The following is a 17,506-nucleotide window of genomic DNA, read 5'->3' as shown; positions in this document are numbered from 1 at the left end:
GCTTTCTGATAATGAATGATTGTCATTGCGAGGGATCCGTCAGTTGACGGAGACTGAAGCAATCTTTTCTATACCCCCCATTGACCAATGACCGAATACCAAGACTGCATACTGCAACTACACACCCTCAAACTCCTCGCCGACTGAAACGGTTTTAAAGGCCTGGCAGCCTTCCGACCGCAGTTTTTCAATCGAGTTGTTAAACGAACCGGTGAGTGCGTTTCCCCTTCGCCCGCGGCAAAACGGACAGGCATGAAAATCGCCGTTGGCATCGATGTAGAGGTAGCGGTTCCCGGCGCCCATGCACCCCAGTTTTCGCTGATGATAGCCATAGAACACCACAATGGGATAATCGTTGAATTGCGGATCGTTGTTCATCCGGATCACAAAATCACTGATCAGATTGATCCGATCCTTTCCCAGGTGAACGGACTTATCCGAAAAACGCCCTACCTGCCGCGCTTCGAGGATGCGGATAAAATGCGCACCGATGTTTTTGGCCAGCTCAGTGTATTTTTCCAGGTTTTCTTCGCTTGTGAATTCGCGGATGGCACACAGCGAAAGACTTACCAGTATCCCGGCTTTCCGGCAGTTCTCCACGGCTTTTAACACCCACTCAAAACTGCGGGGATTGTTTCGGAACCTGTTGTGCTTGTCTTCATCCCAGTGATCGAGGCTGATGTTTGCCCCCACCAGCCCCGCTTTTTTAAGTGCCCGGGCTTTTTCTTCCGTCAATCCAAAACCCGATGTCAGCAACCAGAAATCAATGCGTGTGGAGGCTTCTTTCAGGATCGAGATCATATCGTCAAAACGGGTAAGCGGCTCGCCACCGCTGAGCTGCACGTGGCGTATGCCCTGCTCTTCGATCTTTTGCAGAATCTCTTTTAGCTGATCGAGCGAAAGATGATCCCTGCTGTCGATGTTGTCCCAGTCGTAGCAATGCGAACACTGCAGCGGGCAGCGGTTCGTAATTCCCCAGATAATGGTCTGCTGCGGAATCATCCCCGGATTCCCGCTTCCGTTCCCTCTTTTATTCCGGAAAAACTCCTGCTGCATCACTTTCTTCAGGTTGGCCGATGGAAGCCCGGGGAAATCGGTCACCCAGTAGTAAAGCCTGCCCGATTTTACCAGCTTGGTGATCCGCTGGTTTCCGTGCACCGAACTTCTGAGTTTTTTCAGCCGCTTTACTTCCCTCACCGCTGTCAGCGGATTGCGGTTCACTTTCACGATTTGCCAGAAAATAAAGGCACGTAGCCGTCGCACCTGGAACCATACTTTCCGGCCATGGATGAGTTCAGGTATTCTTTCTTGTTTTTCTTTCACTACGCCGGTTTTATGGGTTCGGGAACTGGTCCTTGTTCTGATGCCCTGCCAATTGCTGCAGATATTCATTCACAAAGCGGTTAAAACGCCCGGGTTCCCGGAACGTTTTCAGGTACTCGATATCAGGAGTCCCTTCGGGGTCGCGCAAAATATGGTACCAACCTTTGCTGTGCAGAAAAACCGAACGCGCTTCCTCACGATTCGCGGGAAGATCAAAACTTAGCTCCGCAAAGTCTCCCACTTCGGGCTGATCGTAATAGTGGTGATCGTCGGCCAGTATTTTCTTTGTAATGTCTTTCCCCCACTGATCAATGGCCGATGTTGCCGACACCACCGTGTGGTCGAGCTCGCGGTCGGCAGAATAATCGATCCCCACATAATCGATGTCCCAGAAAAAGTTACCCGCCTCGAGTTTAATTTTTACCGGGTTGCTTTCCGTTCCGTTTAACCCGAACGAAAGGATGTCTTCCTTAAACGCCATCGGGCCGATCACGTTGTAATAATCCACCGCCTCCCATTCGCCGTTTCGTTCCACCGACAAGGTCAACGGGATGTTCTGGTCGGCCGACCATTGCCGCAGCTGCGCCTCGGGAACCCTCTGCTGCTTTTTGTTCCATCGTTTGTAGCGGTCGCCAAACTGATCGTGAAACTGGCTGATCATATAATCGAGCACAAAGGAGTTCTTTGCCCTGATCAATACTTTCGCAGCAGTGGCATTCTCCGGCTTTGGAAATTCCAGGATCATTCCATCGGTGAGCGGCAGTTCCCGATCGCTGATGCGGCCGGTAAAAAACAAACTGTCTTTTTGGGCAATCAAGGTCAAAAGATCGGAGCCGTCGAAAGCGGTGGCCGACACGGGCGACAACAACTGCCCTACTGTATGGTACTTCCCGTATTTATCCACCCAGATGTTCAGATCCGGCGAATGATCAAACACCCACATCTCCATCAGGTTGGTATGCTGGATCTCTTTTACTTCGTTGGCTATTTTTACCCGGTAGTTGCTGTTTTCGGGGGAGTAAACGGGCAGTTTCAAAAAGTCGTGTCGTTCAAGTTGCGGCTGAATGCTTCCGCTGTAAATTTCCCCGGCCAGCGCATACTGTTCGCCGTCCCAGGTATAAATAAAGGGGCACGACGATTTTAACAGCAATACCAAAAGGGTGAGCACGCCCAACGCGCCGACAGTGCCTCCCAGGATGCCCAGTACCCACGATGCAGTGGTGGCGCCTTTGTCTTTTTCATAGATTTCAATTTTTTGGATATCGCTTACCGGAATACCCACCTTTAGCGTTCCCGGGTAACGATTCAGGCTCGAAGCATAAATGTGTACTTCGTTTAATACGGCATTTTCGCGGTAGGGATTTTTTGTCCGGTAGCGGTTTGCTTTATCGGGTACTACCGGTTTGGTAAGCACCGGCTCGTACTTTTCCCAGGTATTCAGTGTTAAGGAATCGGCCGTTACCTTGGGCGTTGTAGCCACCCAGGCCTCTTCCCCGAAATGAAGAATCATTCGCTTGTGCTGAGCGCTTAAATTCTCCATTTCTTCGGCCAACGGTGCGCTGGGGCCACGCACTTTAAAATAGTTCATACAGCCCGACAGGTTGAGCAAACACACGATCAGCAACCAGGAAATAAGCCGATACCCGGGCGACCATTTCCGGAGTTTTGGCGGCGGGTTATACCTGGGTCCGCTCAGTTGAAAGGAAAACCGGTTTTTCATTGCGCCTGATTTTTGGTAATAATAATTTACGAAAACCGGCGCACAATAGCAATGAACCAACCGGGTGATGAATCTCCACCTGTAAGCGAATAAAGGGAGAGCTGCGAGTCATAAGTAACGAGCTGCGAGCCGGGAAAAGCATTCCGGTTGTCGATGAACGAATGTCGAATACCTCATTCCTCCACCCATTTTTCTTTAGAGATTTAATGCCACCGGCATCCGTATGGTAGCAATGGCTTTTAATTGTAATTTTGGAAACGATGGATGTACACGATCAACCTACCCGCTCGTACAATATGAGCCGCATTAAGGGCAAGAATATCAGGCCTGAAATGTTACTTATAGTCCGTTGACCAGTATAAATCATAGGCATAATTTTATGCCAAATGAAAATCTATATTGAATTTGATATTGTAACAGAAAGTGATTTAAGGAGGCTACCTGAATTTTATATATCAGAAGAATTAGTTCCTTGGGATTTTTTAGAAGTTCATCCTGTTAAAGAAATTGAAACTGGCTTTTTCGAGACCTGTAATAATGGTGAAGAAGATTTTTGGAGCGTGTACCTGCATAGAATTGAGGGAGGTCTAATCTGTATTGCAGATGTAAAAACCGAAAATGAAGCAACCGAGTTATCAAAGCTAATATCCGATTGCTCAAATTCAAGAATTCATTACTTCATTTAACCATTTCGTATAAACATAATTCTTTTAACTTTGGGAGATAGTTAACATTAAAACTCTCTCCCAGAATAATGAACCGATCCTACTATTCAAACTCAATTGAACAGTTTATAATATCCTCGAAAGAAGAAATTCTCGGAATACTTGCAGATAATAATGAGTTCGCAACCGAGCAAACACAAAAAGAAGCGTGGAAATTTCAAATTGAATACCTTCAGAATTTGCTTTCCGAATATTCTGGTTCCATTTATTTTGAATATGCCATACCTCGCATGGGAAAGAGGATTGATGTCCTTTTGATCGTCAAGTCGCTCATATTTGTTGTCGAATTTAAGGTTGGAGAAAAAGAATATCCTTCGCATGCGCTCGATCAAGTTTGGGATTATGCACTCGACCTAAAGAACTTTCATGAAACAAGTCACGACAAAATTATTATCCCTGTTTTATTAGCGACTAAAGCTAGAAACGCTGACTTAATCCTTTCTACTTCGAAACATGATGATGGACTTTTTAATCCGATAAAATCAAATACGAATAGCTTTAAAGAAATCATCTCTAACGCAATTCTGTTTCTTGATGGTCATGAACAATTTCACATTGAAGACTGGGAGAAAGGACGTTATCAACCAACACCAACAATAATTGAAGCAGCAACTTCACTTTATGCCAATCATTCGGTTGCCGATATTTCCCGAAGCGATGCAAGTGCTATTAATTTAAGCCAAACTTCTGATGAGATTTCAGCCGTCATAAAAAAGGCAAGAGATAATTCGGAAAAAGCAATTTGTTTCGTGACGGGTGTTCCTGGCGCAGGAAAAACTTTGGTAGGACTAAATGTCGCAACAACTCATTTCGATAAAGACAGCGATTTGTATAGCGTTTTTCTTTCGGGAAATGGACCACTCGTGAAAATTCTCCAAGAAGCTTTAGCTCGTGATAAAGTAAAAAGAGCTAAAGCAAAGGGAGAAAAGCTGACAAAGAAAGTTGCCAAAAGCGAGGTCCAAGCATTTATTCAAAATGTTCATCATTTTAGAGATGAAGGACTAAGAGATGATTCTGCCCCTATTGAACATGTTACGCTTTTCGACGAAGCACAACGAGCTTGGACACTAGAACAAACTTCGAATTTCATGAAACAAAAGAAAGGTGTTCCTGATTTCAACAAGTCTGAACCGGAATTCCTTATTTCTTGTCTCGACCGCCATCCTGATTGGGCGGTTGTGGTTTGTTTAGTTGGAGGAGGCCAGGAAATAAATACCGGCGAAGCGGGTATATCTGAATGGATCGAAGCACTTGAAAGATCCTTTCCTGATTGGAAAATTTACATGTCAACCCGATTAACAGATAGTGAATACAATGCTGAGCAAATACTTCAGCAAATTAGTCACCGCACCAATGTTGTTCACTCTGATTCTTTACACTTGTCGGTTTCAATGAGATCGTTTCGTGCGGAAAATGTTTCCTTACTGGTTAAACAAATACTGGATTTGAACAGGAAAGAAGCACGCGAAACATTGTCTGAACTCAAATCAAAATACCCAATTGCTTTAACGCGTGATTTTAAAAAAGCCAAACAATGGTTAAAGGAAAAAGCGCGAGGAACAGAAAGATATGGAATCGTGGTTTCTTCGCAAGCTCAACGTTTAAAGCCTTATGCTATTGACGTAAAATCCCCGATCGATCCAGTAAATTGGTTTTTAAATGACAAGGACGACATTCGTTCATCCTATTATTTAGAGGACGTTGCTACAGAATTTCAGGTTCAAGGATTGGAACTAGATTGGGCTTGCGTGGCTTGGGATGGAGATTTCAGATATTCCGATCAAGGTTGGGAATATCGTTCGTTTGTTGGGAATAAATGGCAAAATATAAATAAAGAAGAACGCAAACTTTACTTAAAGAATGCTTATCGTGTTCTTTTAACCCGAGCTAGACAAGGAATGGTAATTGTCGTTCCAGAAGGAGATGCGGAAGATCACACTCGATTACCGGAATTTTACAGTGACACTTTTGAGTATTTGAAATCGATAGGTTTTGAAATTCTCTAGAAACATAGTTATTCGATGGACAACTTCCTCTCAGATGAATGGCTTTTAATCGGAACAATGTTTGGCGTTGTCGTCGTAGTAGTGTTTTACCAGGCATACAACCGGGCAATGAGTTTAAAGTCGATTGAAAAGATGCTTATTGATCATTACCGGGAACAGGGCAACGAGGTAGTAAGTATTTCGAAATTAAAAGCAGCCGATAAAATAAAATATGGCATTCCCTTAAATCCCTTCCTGAGTTTTTATACTTCAAGCTTTAAACTATTCAGTGCACCCGACGAAAGCTATCACCGCATTGTAGAAACAAAAGACAGCTCGGGAAAAGAGTATTTGCGATATGTGGAAGTTGCATTTAGCGGTAAACGAGGTATTACGGTCAACGAGTTCGACTGTTACGAATTTTAAGAACATCCTCTCACTAGCAAGGTGTAAGTACCGTCTTATTTCCCCAACCCATCCCCATCAATTTTTCCCGCTTTTGCGCCGATCACCTTTGCAACCATTTCGACGGGGCGACGTAGGCTGTATTTACATGACAGACTCTAGTGTCTTAAATCGAAATAATATGGCAAAGTACCTGGTTTGCGGAAAATACATCGGTGAAGGAGTACAGGGCTTACTCAGCGAGGGAGGCTCGGGCAGGCGTTCGGAGATTCATGAACTGGTCGGTTCGCTCGGCGGAAGAGTGGAAAGTGTTTATTATGCCTTTGGGGATTACGATATTTACGGCATCTTCGATATGCCCGACAACAACAGCATGGCGGCCTTTTCGTTACGGGCTTCGGCCAGCGGTATGCTAAGCGTTACCTGCATTCCGCTGATGCAACCCGAAGACATCGACGAAGCGGCTAAAAAAACAGGCAGGTACCGCCCTCCGGGTGTCGACTGGCTGCCCTGAACGGGGTAACGAAATCCCACTTTTATTCCCCTTTGCCCGGGAAGGACAAAAGTGGCTTGTTCTCTTTATTATTCATACACAGGTAAGGAAGATTGCTTCTCCCGGGTGCCCGGGATCGCAATGACTTTCATTCAAATAATCAATAGGCAGCGGACGTAGTGTAATCTGCCGTGAACCTGTTTGCCGGTGTCCGCTGCAGGACACACCCCAGACTCTCGTCATGGCGAGAGAGTGCAGCGAGCGAAGCCATCTGGTTTGATTGCCTTGCCCATTGCGCACGTATCCCTTTATTCACAGGGCTTTCAGCGGATTTCAAACTTTTGGTAACGGACAAACTACCGGGGGTAAAACGATTTTTACCGTGGTAATCAGCATTTTTACCTCGGGGATAAGAAATATTACCTTTGGTAAGAGAGCAATCCTTTAGGTAAAATCTATGGTTACCTTGGTAATCGAAACCATTACCTCGAGGATGATAGATATTACCATGGGTAACGAAACAATCCTTTAGGTAAAATCTATGATCCGCTTGGGGATGAAAGCAATTACCTTGGGTAAAAGCATGATTACCGGGCTTGGAAAACTAAAAACGTAGGGGAGAATTACAAAGGCTGAGCGGGAAAAAGAAAAAACCGGAGCCGGCAAGCTCCTCCGGTTTTATCACTTTATTATTGCTCCGTTACGGGTTCTTTTTTCGAAGATTTTCCGGAATTACGGAGTTTTTTGATTTCGAGCAACAGGTTGTCGTTTTTTCCCAACAAACCCGAAATAAGATCGACCGTTGCCGAAGCATCGGTGTAGGCAGTATTCAATGTTTCGAGCGTCAGTTTGGTCGCGTTTTTGGCGGCCGCCTTGGCTTCCATTTGTTTCACTTCAGCCGTGTCGGCTGCGATGATTTCAGCTCGTAACTGGGCGATTTTCGCCGTAGGATCGTAACCTTTATCGGTTAATAATTGGGTGTTCTGTTCCAACAGACCAGTAAGCTGCGTTACAAAATCGCGCTTCTTACTTTCAGTTAAATTTCCCATATTTAATTGATTTAATAATTAAGGAACTTATTATTAATTCGGGGTCACCTGTTTGCTTGCCGGCGCAGGTGGCCTTTTTCGTATCCACGCCAACGGTTTCGGAAGGCGTGTACATGTACTGTGGTACATGTGTGCTCAATGGGATCGTTTCGAAAATCGTATGGAATAAATGCTTGTTTGTCGGTTACTTTATTGGATTTGGTTTTTAACTTGTTTGCAAATTATAAAAAACAGGACTGACAATCAAAATGTTGTACAGCAGAGTAAAGAGATTGCTTCTCCCGCGCACTCGCGCTCGCAATGACTTTCATTCAAACAATCAACAGGCAGCGGACCTGGTGTAATCTGCTGTGAACCTGTTTGCCGCTGTCCGCTGCCGGGTATACACCACACTGTTGTCATGGCGAGAGAGTGGAGCGAAACGAAGCCATCTGGCTTCATTCCACGACTTCGCCCACAATACCAAACAAACAGATTGCTTCCTCCTTCCGTCGGCAGACGGTTCGTCGTCGCAATGACGCAAGCTTTGTTATCAACAGACAGCGGACCTAGTGTAATCTGCTGTGAACTTTTTTGCCGCTGTCCGCTGCCGGATATACACCACACTGTTGTCATGGCGAGAGAGTGGAGCGAACGAAGCCACCTGGCTTGATTCCACGACTTCGCACACAATACCAAACAAACAGATTGCTTCCTCCTTCCGTCGGCAGACGGTTCGTCGTCGCAATGACGCAAGCTTTGTTATCAACAGGCAGCAGACGTAGTTAATCTGCTGTGAACCTGTTTGCCGCTGTCCGCTGCCGGGTATACACCAGACCGTTGTCATGGCGAGAGAGTGGAGCGAAACGAAGCCATCTGGCTTGATTCCACGACTTCGCACACAATACCAAACAAACAGATTGCTTCCTCCTTCCGTCGGCAGACGGTTCGTCGTCGCAATGACGCAAGCTTTAATAATCAACAGGCAGCGGACCAGAAGAATCAGGTTTCCGACAACAAACTACACGGTCCGCTGCCGGATAAATCCCAACAACTTGTCATAGCGAGGTAGTGAAACGAACGAAGCTATCTTGGTTTTTATAATTTTCGTAACTTTTATAAAAATACTTCATGATGACCCAACACGCTTATATCTACATTCTAACCAACAAAACCAATTCAGTACTATATGTTGGCGTTACCTCCGATCTAAGTAAAAGAATTCAGCAACACAAAGAAGGATACTTTCGCAATTCGTTTACATCAAGGTATAAAGTCACCAAATTGGTTTATTACGAAGAATTTCTAAATATTCAGGATGCAATAAGCCGGGAGAAACAACTTAAAGCCGGCTCCCGTCAAAAGAAAATTGACTTGATTAATCAAAGAAATCCTAATTGGCAAGACTTAATGGACAAACAACACCCTTAGATTGCTTCCTCCTTCCGTCAGCAGACGGATCGTCGTCGCAATGACGCAAGCTTTTAAAATCACGGGCAGCGGACCTAGTGTAATCTGCTGTGAACCTGTTTGCCGCTGTCCGCTGCCGGATAAATCCCAACAACTTGTCATAGCGAGGTAGTGAAACGAACGAAGCCATGTGTGTGAACCCCGGGCATTGTTTCAGGGTCGCGACCAACAACGCAGCAGCGGGAATACGTCATTGGAAATCACTGTTTTTTTGCGTAAATTATTGTCTGCTTTTATTCAAAGCAATGTACTGTGCTGAAGTCCTAAAACGGTCTTAAAAACCATCCCCTGCAGTTTGGCTGAAAACTTTATTCTAACGGGAAAAGAGTGGAGTAACCAAACGGCATTCTCTCCCAATGTTCCACCGTTCTCCTCAATAGTAAGTGTTTCTTTCCCAAAAAACGAATAATCGAATACAATGAAAAAACTCATTTTTGCACTTGTTGCATTGCTGGCATTTCAACCGCTTACGGCACAAAACAAAATTAAAATTGAACGTGCCGAAGACCTTCCCAAACATTACTACGACCTGAAAGGGAACAAAGCCATGGACTACATCAACAACCGCGACCTGCTGCTGGAACTGGCCGCTACAATTGAATCGGACCTGAAAGACGACCTGGAAAAATACGACATTCAGGACAAGGCTACCCTGCGTGGTTATCATTCCAATTTCTCGACCATCAGTTTCTTAAAAAACGACCTTCAACCGGCGCTTGACCAGATATACGCCGGCAGGAAACTGACCGAAAAAGAATCGGATAAATACCTGTGGAACCTCACCGAAGAAGTGTACATAAAAACCAGGCTCGAAGATCCCGATCTTCCGGAAGAAGCGTTTAAAGCTGCCTTCAAAAAAAACCTGGAAGCCGCGCTCGAAAAAATACCTTTTGCGGTGGTACAGGAAGACGTTGAGGGGATGACCGGCTCGCTGGATATCCTGACAGCTAATCTCATCCAGGGGATCATCGAAGGACAGTTACAGCCCATCATCGACAAGGCTGATAAGCAGGTCCCCGCATTTGTGGCCAAAGAACTTCTGGGAATGCGCATGACCTACGACATGACCCTGCCTTACGTCGCGGATGTTTACAAACCGGTATTTCAGGCTTATTACGATAAGAACCACGTTGATGTCACCCTGGTGGATATCTGGAAAGACCGCGACGCGGACCTGGACAACAACACCCAGCTGAAACCGGTGGTGGTAGGAATCTGGGATACAGGAGTGGATGAAGCCGTGCTCCCCGAAAATAACCGCTGGGTAAATAAAGCCGAAAAACCCGACGGCAAAGATGACGACAACAATGGCTTTGTGGATGATGTACACGGAATTGCCTACGACCTTAAGGGCAACAAGGTCAGCGAAATTCTGTTCCCGATTGCCGAGATCAACGCCAACTATCAGCAGTATGAGAAATACATCAAAGGCTTAATGGATCTGCAGGCCATGATAAAAAGCGAGGAAGCCGATGAACTAAAAAAATACATTTCAACACTCGCTCCCGAGGAAGTCAATCCGTTTATCGAGAACCTGGGTATGTACGGTAATTTTTCGCACGGAACCCATGTGGCCGGAATTGCCGCCAAAGGAAACCCGCAGGCCCGGATACTGGCTGCACGTTTAACCTTTCCGTACGAGAACATTCCTGCTCCTCCAACGCTGGAAACGTCGAAAAACTGGGTGGAACTATATAAAAACACGGTACAGTATTTTAAAGACCACCAGGTAAGGGTGGTGAATATGAGTTGGGGGTATTCTCAAAACTACTACGAAAGCCTCCTGGCCATGAATGGAATCGGAGAAAATGAAGAAGAAAGAAAAGCCCTGGCCCAAAAACTGTTTGGGATGGAGAAGGATGCCTTGTATACGGCGATGAAAGAAGCTCCGGAAATCCTGTTTGTGGTTGCGGCGGGTAATGCCAACAACGACATTGATTTTGCCAACAATATTCCTTCCGGCTTAACGCTTCCCAACCTGATGAAAGTGGGCGCGGTTGACATCGAAGGAAAAGAAACCAGCTTTACCACCATCGGCAAGGGAGTGGATGTGTATTCGAACGGATACGAGGTCGAAAGTTTTATCCCGGGAGGTGAAAAACGCAAATATTCGGGAACATCGATGGCTTCGCCGCAGGTGGTGAACCTGGCGGCCAAACTCTGGGCCACAAACCCCGGTTTAAGCGTTGCCGAAGTAAAAGACCTGATCATTAAAGGAGCCACTCCATCGACTGAAAAACCGGATATTCTGCTGATCCATCCGCAACAGTCGCTGAAAATGCTCGAATAAATCCATCGCTTAGCGCTTTTAAAGATATTGGGCTTGTCCAAAAAGTAAATGCCAGGCAAAGCACGCCAAGATTTACTCAAAGGCACGCAAAAAAAGAAGCTAATGATGAGCAATCCGCGATCTTTGCGCTTCTTTTGTGTCTTTGCAAGAACCTGTTTTTGCCAACTTTTTGGACAGCTCCGGGTCAATCGTAATGGAATAAGCGGATTCCTTTCCGTTGCAAACCACAGTCACCCAAAGCTTATAACTTGAAAGCATGAATGCCGCACCGCTTGATTACTGAAAATATATAACCGAGGAATCAAGCGGTGCAAGGCATTTCAGCACAATGAAAATGATCAGTATTTTCTTTACCTACACGATAAGTACATTTCGCCGGCAGCAGTCACCCACTTCCTACTCTTTTCTTTGCTGCGCTTACCGCGTAACATTAAAGCTGTAAGGTTCGTCAGTTCTGGCCAGTACAAAATCGAAATTGCCGTTCACCATTTTCGACACGTCGAAAGCGCGTTGAATGGTAAAGTCGTTGCCCAGGTTTGACCGAAACACCAGCTCGCCATTGTTGTATATTAACATCGAAATATTTTCCCGGTCGAAATTCAGGTACGATACCTTTAACAACTGGCTGTCGTACGCAAAGTAAGGAGCTAGCTCTTTTTCCACGGCTTTTACCTGTACATCGCCACCGTCCACTTCAATTTCACTTTTTACCTGGGCCGTGCCGGTTTCGATTTTTACTGTGTACTTTCCGTCACTCAGCGCCGAAAAATCAAACACTGAACGGAAGACAGCGGCAGCTTTACTGCGTTTGTAATAAACGATGTCGCCGTTTTCGGAGACGATGGAGAATTCGGAGGCCCCCCCGGGATCGGTAACGGCCGTAACCAGCGCCTTCGAATCATCGACTGCAACAATATTCATTTTCGGTATTTTTGTTGCATAGGCACTTACTGATAATGCAACGGCCACCAATACGAATGCTAATTTTTTTGTTTTCATGACTTGTTTTTTTTAAGCGAACGAATATTCGTTTCGCTTTGGTTAATAACTCTGTTCTTAATCTGAATCCATAAGCAACTTTATGCTAAACCGGTTGTTTTCTGATACTTCCATTCCGGCTGGTTTACTCCATTGACTTTCAAACTATAAAAAGGTTAATTCGGGGTCGACGGATAGTTGTTTTGTGAGGACAAACTAATGTATTTTCCTGACGAATGGGATTTTGCAACACTCGTTTGCAACTTCATTCTTTATAAGCTGATTCTTTTTGTAAATTTATGCAAACCAAATATTCAAAGACGATGAAAAACCTGCTATTGGCCATTATTGTCAGCCTGACCTGTATCAGCGTTTCGGCACAGGAAAAGAAAAATGCTATAAAAATTTTACCGGTGAGCTTTTCGTTAAACAGCGCTGCTTTTGAGTACGAACGCATGCTCAACGAGAAAAACGCCTTCGAATTTGGCATTGGCTTGCCCATTAACCGTTCGTTTGTCGATAAGTTTGGGATGACCTGGAGTGAGGATGAAAATATTACCGACGATGAACTGGGTATTTTTTCGCTGCGTGCCGCTTATCGCCACTACACGGGTAAAAGCAGCCTTCCCAAAGGTTTCTACATCGCCCCGTTCATCAAATACCAGGGAATTTCAGGTGCTGCCGACAATGTCAGGGAGATAGCTGCTAACCAGGGATTTTCGACTTACAACGAAAACGTTGATGCAAAGATTCATACCATCGGGGCAGGATGTCAGTTGGGCTATCAGTTTCTGATTTCGAAAACCGTAAGTCTCGACCTGTTCTTTTTTGGTCTTGAAGCCGGTCTGGCTGAGATCGAAGGAAATATTTATGTATCTGAACCTGAACAGGTCGATGAAATATACAATGATGTTTTGGATGCAGTAGATGACCTGCCGTCGATGTGGAAAAACAAAATAGAAGTGTCGTCGCGCAACCAAAACGTGTCGGTAAAGGCGAAAAATCTGTTTTATCCCATGTTCCGGGGTGGAATAAGTCTGGGAATCGCTTTTTAGTTTTTTTACTTCTTAACGCAGATCAGCTCCGAAAGTGTTTCAACAGCAAGTCGTGTTAAAACGTCTCTTTTCACTGATCGTCAGGCCGCTGCCGGATATACCTGTGATATTCGTCATGGCGAGGGGTTTTGTCAAAAGAAAACAGAACCAGAGCCGAACGCTGAAAACATCATCCGATCACACTTAAAGCTTTCCCCACCAGCGACCGGCTTTGCGGAAAAGCTTTTTGGTGGCTTCCTCCAGCGATTGGTCCGCTTTCCGATAGGTTTCGCTTTTGTGTATTTTTTCGGCCGCTTCGTCGATGAATGCTTCGGTCTTATCCACCCACGATTGTTTTTTCTCCGGAGTATCTTCCGGCTTCTTTTCCGGTTTGCTGATGTTTTCTGCTTCCATGGTGTCTTGTTTTTAGTCGGTTGCTGTCGATTCGCTCAAAGATACTAAATACCGGCGAGTTTGGTTCGCGGCTCCATTTTATGGATACAACAAAGTACGATAGCTTCAGGCAGCAAGCCTCAAGCTTCAAGGAAAAGAAGAGCTAACAGCGCAACATCTTTCTGCCAGGCCCTAATTACTTCCGTACCTCGACCAGCCGGGTAGAAACCATCCTTTCTGCGTTTGAATGTCGCGGACATGCGGTACCATGTTTTGCCACAGCTTCATGAAATCTTCGTTGTATTTCTTTTGCAATCCCTCTTCTGTTTCACGCAGCTGGGCTTCGCTTTCGGCCGATACCTCCATAATCCAGCAGGGAGTATGTTCGCCAAACACCACTTCGTACATCTCCCACGGGTAATTTTCTTCAATGCTTTTGTAAAAATCGATGTATTTCTGACAAGCGTCGGCGGCTTCCTTCTCATGCCCCGATTTCAGGTAAATAAACATCCATTCATAAAACTTATCAGGCACGGCGCCTTCCGCTCTCTCGGTCTTGCGAAACGACAGGTCCTTATTCCAGCGCACTACAAACTGACTGATATTGGAAAGATCGCGAAACTTGGCTGCCGGATCGTAACCGTTTTCGATTAACTGCTGATGGAACTCCACGCTTTTGGTATAGAATTCATCGATCGCAGCAAAATTTTTGAGGGGTATCGCCCAGTAAAACGAATTGTGATCGGTACGGTAGGTCCAGAATTTCATGTCGAAATTCATTTTATCGAACAGTTCCATGGCTTCCGACTGTACTTTCCAGAACTGCGGCATGTCGGATGGCGCAACAAATTCTTCCATCACCAGGACGAGACCCGGATCTTCCGATTCCTGTGCATAACCTGGATTCACAAAAAGCGATGCCATAATCAGGCATGCGGCAATAAACAAAGTAAACTTTCTCATAGTGGTAATTTTAGGTGAAACACAAAGGACTACGTAATTCAATGCGAATTGGTTATGATCGTCTTTTCTCCCGGTTTTCTCATCCCCAATCTCGCCCATCCTTTCGTAATCGTCGCAATAAATTCTTACCTTTGGTTTTCTTACAGCCTGGTGTTTTGTTGAGTAGTACTCCGTAATGTTTTGTCCGTCTTTTATTTGCGGATATTCTGATCGAAAATTGTCTTCAAAATCAACCTCTTGTTTGGGCAATCCGTTAAAAGGAGTATCACATCTCAATTGCGGACGGATATTTAGAACCATGCATTCGGGTGTTGGACAGAGAAATTAGGAAAAAACTGGTATTTTCCCGTTCAAAAATACCAGCAGAGAATGAAAAAAATTACATTAAATACAAGTGAATGGGTAGATCAATCTCGTATAACAAAAGAGAATTAGAAAAGAAAAGAGAGCAAAAAAGAAAAGAAAAACTGAAACGCAAAGAAGAGCGTAAAGCCAATGCCGGCGGCAGTTCTTTGGATGACATGATTGCGTATGTCGATGAAAACGGCGTGATCACTACTGAAATGCCATCAGACGAGAAAAAGGAAGAGATTAAAGTAGAAGACATCGCCGTTTCGACACCTAAAAAAGAAGAGGTGGAAGACGTTCCGCTGACGGGACGAGTGGAACACTTCAAACAAGATAAAGGCTATGGTTTTATCAAAGACACTGCCAGTACTGAAAAGTACTTTTTCCACATTTCCGAAGCCTATCCTGAAATTCGTGAGGGAGATATGGTAACTTTTGAATTAGTAAAAGGCACACGTGGATTGAATGCCGCAAACATTCAACCGGTATAAACCACTGAATTTAATTCCGGCAGCGTTCTTTTCTCCTCCATAGTAAATCAGACATTCCACTTTATTTCCCCCGAGGGGGAAATGTCTGCGTAAGGCTTTAGCGCGGCAGACAAAGGGGAATTCAGGAGGAGAAACTTTCATGCTCCAGGTTAAAGTCTGTGCTAAAGTGATTCTATGGACACCTTATCACAACAACATCAGGTTTCCATCATTCCTTTTGCCCAAACGGAGAATCAATTTTAAATCCGAAATTGAACAGAAACAAACCTGAGTCCTCGCCATCGAACGACTGCATGGTCCCGATGGATGCGGCAAATTTTGGAATCCAAGTTGCAGCATCCGGCTCCTTTAATGCGTATTCAATTCCCAGCATAAAAGTATGGCGCGGATCGTCAAAACTGTCTGAGTTCGGAAAAAATCCATCGCTGATTAATCCGTAACGATACATAAAAGTAGGCATTACCCGGTTGTTTACAGGCAAACTAAAATAAAGCGGTAAAGTAGTGATGTGTACCTGCGCATCTTCCTTGTAAACATATCCCTTAAGCAGCCCCGATGAAAAAGTCAACTTTTTGTTTTCGTTGCTGTGGTTCGAAAACTGATATTTTACATCTCCCCAAATGGTATTAAAGAGGGCATCGTTGTCTTTGGTCACATCCAGGGTATGTTCAAAACCCAAATCCAGGTTTTCCGCCACTCCCAAACGGGCATTCATACCAATGAGTTGCGTGGAACCACCGTCTTCAGAACCATTTGTACTTTGCGCATTTAAATACCCGGCACTAAGTTCTACCTGCCCGGGTGCTTTGGTCCGGGCGGTTTGAAGCGTTGTTGCAATACAGCTGAAAAAGAACAGTCCCGCCCCCAAAAGAAACAGCAGATCCATCCGGTTTAAAGGATAAAATTTTTTCATTCGTTTGTGTTTTTTGTTTTGACAAATAGCGCATACACCCGCAGAATGACGGTTTGGAGTATGAACAGGCCATTCACAATCACCGCCAGCACCAACAGGAGTGTTACCACCGACCAGAGATCGGCATGAAACAAGAGCAATCCCAAAAACAGGATTATAAATATCATCGGAATTGCCCGGCAAATACGGGAGGCTACTTGGCTGCTTTGGCCAACAAATTGGTTCCGGTAAGCGATGCCCAGCAGCGAAAATGCCACACCGCCCGCCAGTCCGCTCAACAACCGGCTGGCAGCTGTAGAATGAATTATACCGGTTTGAGCCAGCATCCATTCTGAAAACAAAAAGAGCAAAGCCACCACAACAAGGCTCTTAAAAGCCCGGCCGGTTTTTAAATTCTTTACCCCGTTAACCAGTAACAGCACCAGCATCGTAATAAAAAAACCGGCTTGCAAACCCGAACAGCGCGGACACAACATCAGCGTTCTTCCATTCAGCGCTATCAAAATGGAAGCATCCTGGTGACATACATAACTAAACAGACTTTCAGAAAACGATTCGAGCGTTATGGAGAATATCATAGCTGATGTAATTTACTTTTTGTTTATCCGGAGAAGGTACAACGAAAAGGTGTACGTGATTGCAGGGTATTTAGTTATACCGGTGCCCGCTGTTTTATTGCTGCTCTCTCCACCGATAGATTCACTTTGATCCCCGGACTGAAAAGGTTTTAGGATTTGTCATCAATGCTTCATAATTGCAAAACTATGCTTCAAAACTAATATGTACCGCATTTGGGGTCTTCCTAACTTGTTGTTCTAACTCACTAGTGGGTATTAAAAATTAATAGACGTTCTTTGAAATTCTTTGTTAGTCGTACTTGTAGCGATTTTTGATAGCGTGACGATTTGAATTGAAAATACGGATTTTTGCATGCAAACAAGCAATTA

16 protein-coding genes are annotated in these 17,506 nt (G+C 44.9%); 7 read left to right on the top strand and 9 right to left on the bottom strand.

Annotated elements, in window-relative coordinates; all coding sequences use genetic code 11:
- Positions 1-117: 117 nt before the first annotated feature.
- Entirely contained in the window at positions 118-1,323 is a 1,206-nt protein-coding gene (locus MR764_RS14455) for a radical SAM protein (RefSeq protein ID WP_247980148.1), read from the bottom strand.
- Positions 1,324-1,333: 10 nt separating this feature from the next.
- Entirely contained in the window at positions 1,334-3,043 is a 1,710-nt protein-coding gene (locus MR764_RS14450; RefSeq protein WP_247980147.1) for a hypothetical protein, read from the bottom strand.
- A 386-nt stretch (positions 3,044-3,429) separates the two neighbouring features.
- On the opposite strand from MR764_RS14450, the gene MR764_RS14445 reads away from it, so the two are divergent.
- From MR764_RS14445 to MR764_RS14430, 4 genes are all read left to right on the top strand, one after another.
- A complete protein-coding gene (locus tag MR764_RS14445) occupies positions 3,430-3,729 on the top strand; it encodes a hypothetical protein (protein WP_247980146.1) in 300 nt (99 codons plus the stop codon).
- 68 nt (positions 3,730-3,797) lie between these two features.
- Positions 3,798-5,774 (top strand): DUF2075 domain-containing protein, encoded by a 1,977-nt coding sequence (locus MR764_RS14440; RefSeq protein ID WP_247980145.1) that lies wholly within the window; start codon positions 3,798-3,800, stop codon positions 5,772-5,774.
- Positions 5,775-5,789: 15 nt separating this feature from the next.
- Entirely contained in the window at positions 5,790-6,179 is a 390-nt protein-coding gene (locus MR764_RS14435) for a hypothetical protein (protein WP_247980144.1), read from the top strand.
- Between the two features lie 160 nt (positions 6,180-6,339).
- Entirely contained in the window at positions 6,340-6,672 is a 333-nt protein-coding gene (locus tag MR764_RS14430) for a GYD domain-containing protein (RefSeq protein ID WP_247980143.1), read from the top strand.
- A gap of 668 nt (positions 6,673-7,340) precedes the next feature.
- Here MR764_RS14430 and MR764_RS14425 read toward each other — a convergent pair.
- Both MR764_RS14425 and MR764_RS14420 read right to left on the bottom strand, forming a co-directional pair.
- Positions 7,341-7,700: a hypothetical protein gene (locus MR764_RS14425; RefSeq protein WP_247980142.1), complete on the bottom strand. Its 360-nt coding sequence runs from the start codon at positions 7,698-7,700 to the stop codon at positions 7,341-7,343.
- Positions 7,701-9,386: 1,686 nt separating this feature from the next.
- A complete protein-coding gene (locus MR764_RS14420; protein WP_247980141.1) occupies positions 9,387-9,581 on the bottom strand; it encodes a hypothetical protein in 195 nt (64 codons plus the stop codon).
- Here MR764_RS14420 and MR764_RS14415 point away from each other — a divergent pair.
- A complete protein-coding gene (locus MR764_RS14415; protein ID WP_247980140.1) occupies positions 9,568-11,439 on the top strand; it encodes a S8 family serine peptidase in 1,872 nt (623 codons plus the stop codon). The two genes, MR764_RS14420 and MR764_RS14415, sit on opposite strands and share 14 nt — an antisense overlap.
- Before the next feature lie 417 nt (positions 11,440-11,856).
- Here the strand turns inward: MR764_RS14415 and MR764_RS14410 are convergent, their stop codons facing one another.
- Positions 11,857-12,438, bottom strand: a complete 582-nt coding sequence (locus MR764_RS14410; RefSeq protein WP_247980139.1) for a hypothetical protein — start codon at positions 12,436-12,438, stop codon at positions 11,857-11,859.
- A gap of 302 nt (positions 12,439-12,740) precedes the next feature.
- Here MR764_RS14410 and MR764_RS14405 point away from each other — a divergent pair, with 302 nt between their 5' ends.
- The gene (locus MR764_RS14405; protein ID WP_247980138.1) at positions 12,741-13,472 is read left to right on the top strand and encodes a hypothetical protein; all 732 of its coding nucleotides are present in this window, start codon (positions 12,741-12,743) and stop codon (positions 13,470-13,472) included.
- Between the two features lie 183 nt (positions 13,473-13,655).
- Here the strand turns inward: MR764_RS14405 and MR764_RS14400 are convergent, their stop codons facing one another.
- Both MR764_RS14400 and MR764_RS14395 read right to left on the bottom strand, forming a co-directional pair.
- Positions 13,656-13,865 carry a hypothetical protein gene (locus MR764_RS14400; protein WP_247980137.1) on the bottom strand — a complete coding sequence of 70 codons (210 nt, stop codon included), beginning with the start codon at positions 13,863-13,865 and terminating at the stop codon, positions 13,656-13,658.
- Positions 13,866-14,036: 171 nt separating this feature from the next.
- Positions 14,037-15,107, bottom strand: a complete 1,071-nt coding sequence (locus tag MR764_RS14395; protein ID WP_247980136.1) for a hypothetical protein — start codon at positions 15,105-15,107, stop codon at positions 14,037-14,039.
- Between the two features lie 98 nt (positions 15,108-15,205).
- Between MR764_RS14395 and MR764_RS14390 the strand changes: the two genes are divergently transcribed.
- The gene (locus MR764_RS14390; RefSeq protein ID WP_247980135.1) at positions 15,206-15,646 is read left to right on the top strand and encodes a cold shock domain-containing protein; all 441 of its coding nucleotides are present in this window, start codon (positions 15,206-15,208) and stop codon (positions 15,644-15,646) included.
- A gap of 208 nt (positions 15,647-15,854) precedes the next feature.
- Here MR764_RS14390 and MR764_RS14385 read toward each other — a convergent pair whose 3' ends face one another.
- The gene (locus tag MR764_RS14385; RefSeq protein WP_247980134.1) at positions 15,855-16,559 is read right to left on the bottom strand and encodes a hypothetical protein; all 705 of its coding nucleotides are present in this window, start codon (positions 16,557-16,559) and stop codon (positions 15,855-15,857) included.
- Positions 16,556-17,137: a DUF2085 domain-containing protein gene (locus MR764_RS14380; protein WP_247980133.1), complete on the bottom strand. Its 582-nt coding sequence runs from the start codon at positions 17,135-17,137 to the stop codon at positions 16,556-16,558. Before MR764_RS14380 ends, MR764_RS14385 begins: the two co-directional genes overlap by 4 nt.
- Positions 17,138-17,506: the final 369 nt, after the last annotated feature.

The organism is Maribellus sp. YY47, assembly GCF_023111095.1.
In the GTDB taxonomy this organism is placed as follows: Bacteria; Bacteroidota; Bacteroidia; order Bacteroidales; family Prolixibacteraceae; genus Draconibacterium.
The sequence above is the reverse complement of the archived record's forward strand: the minus strand, read 5'-3'. Positions and strand labels throughout refer to the sequence as shown.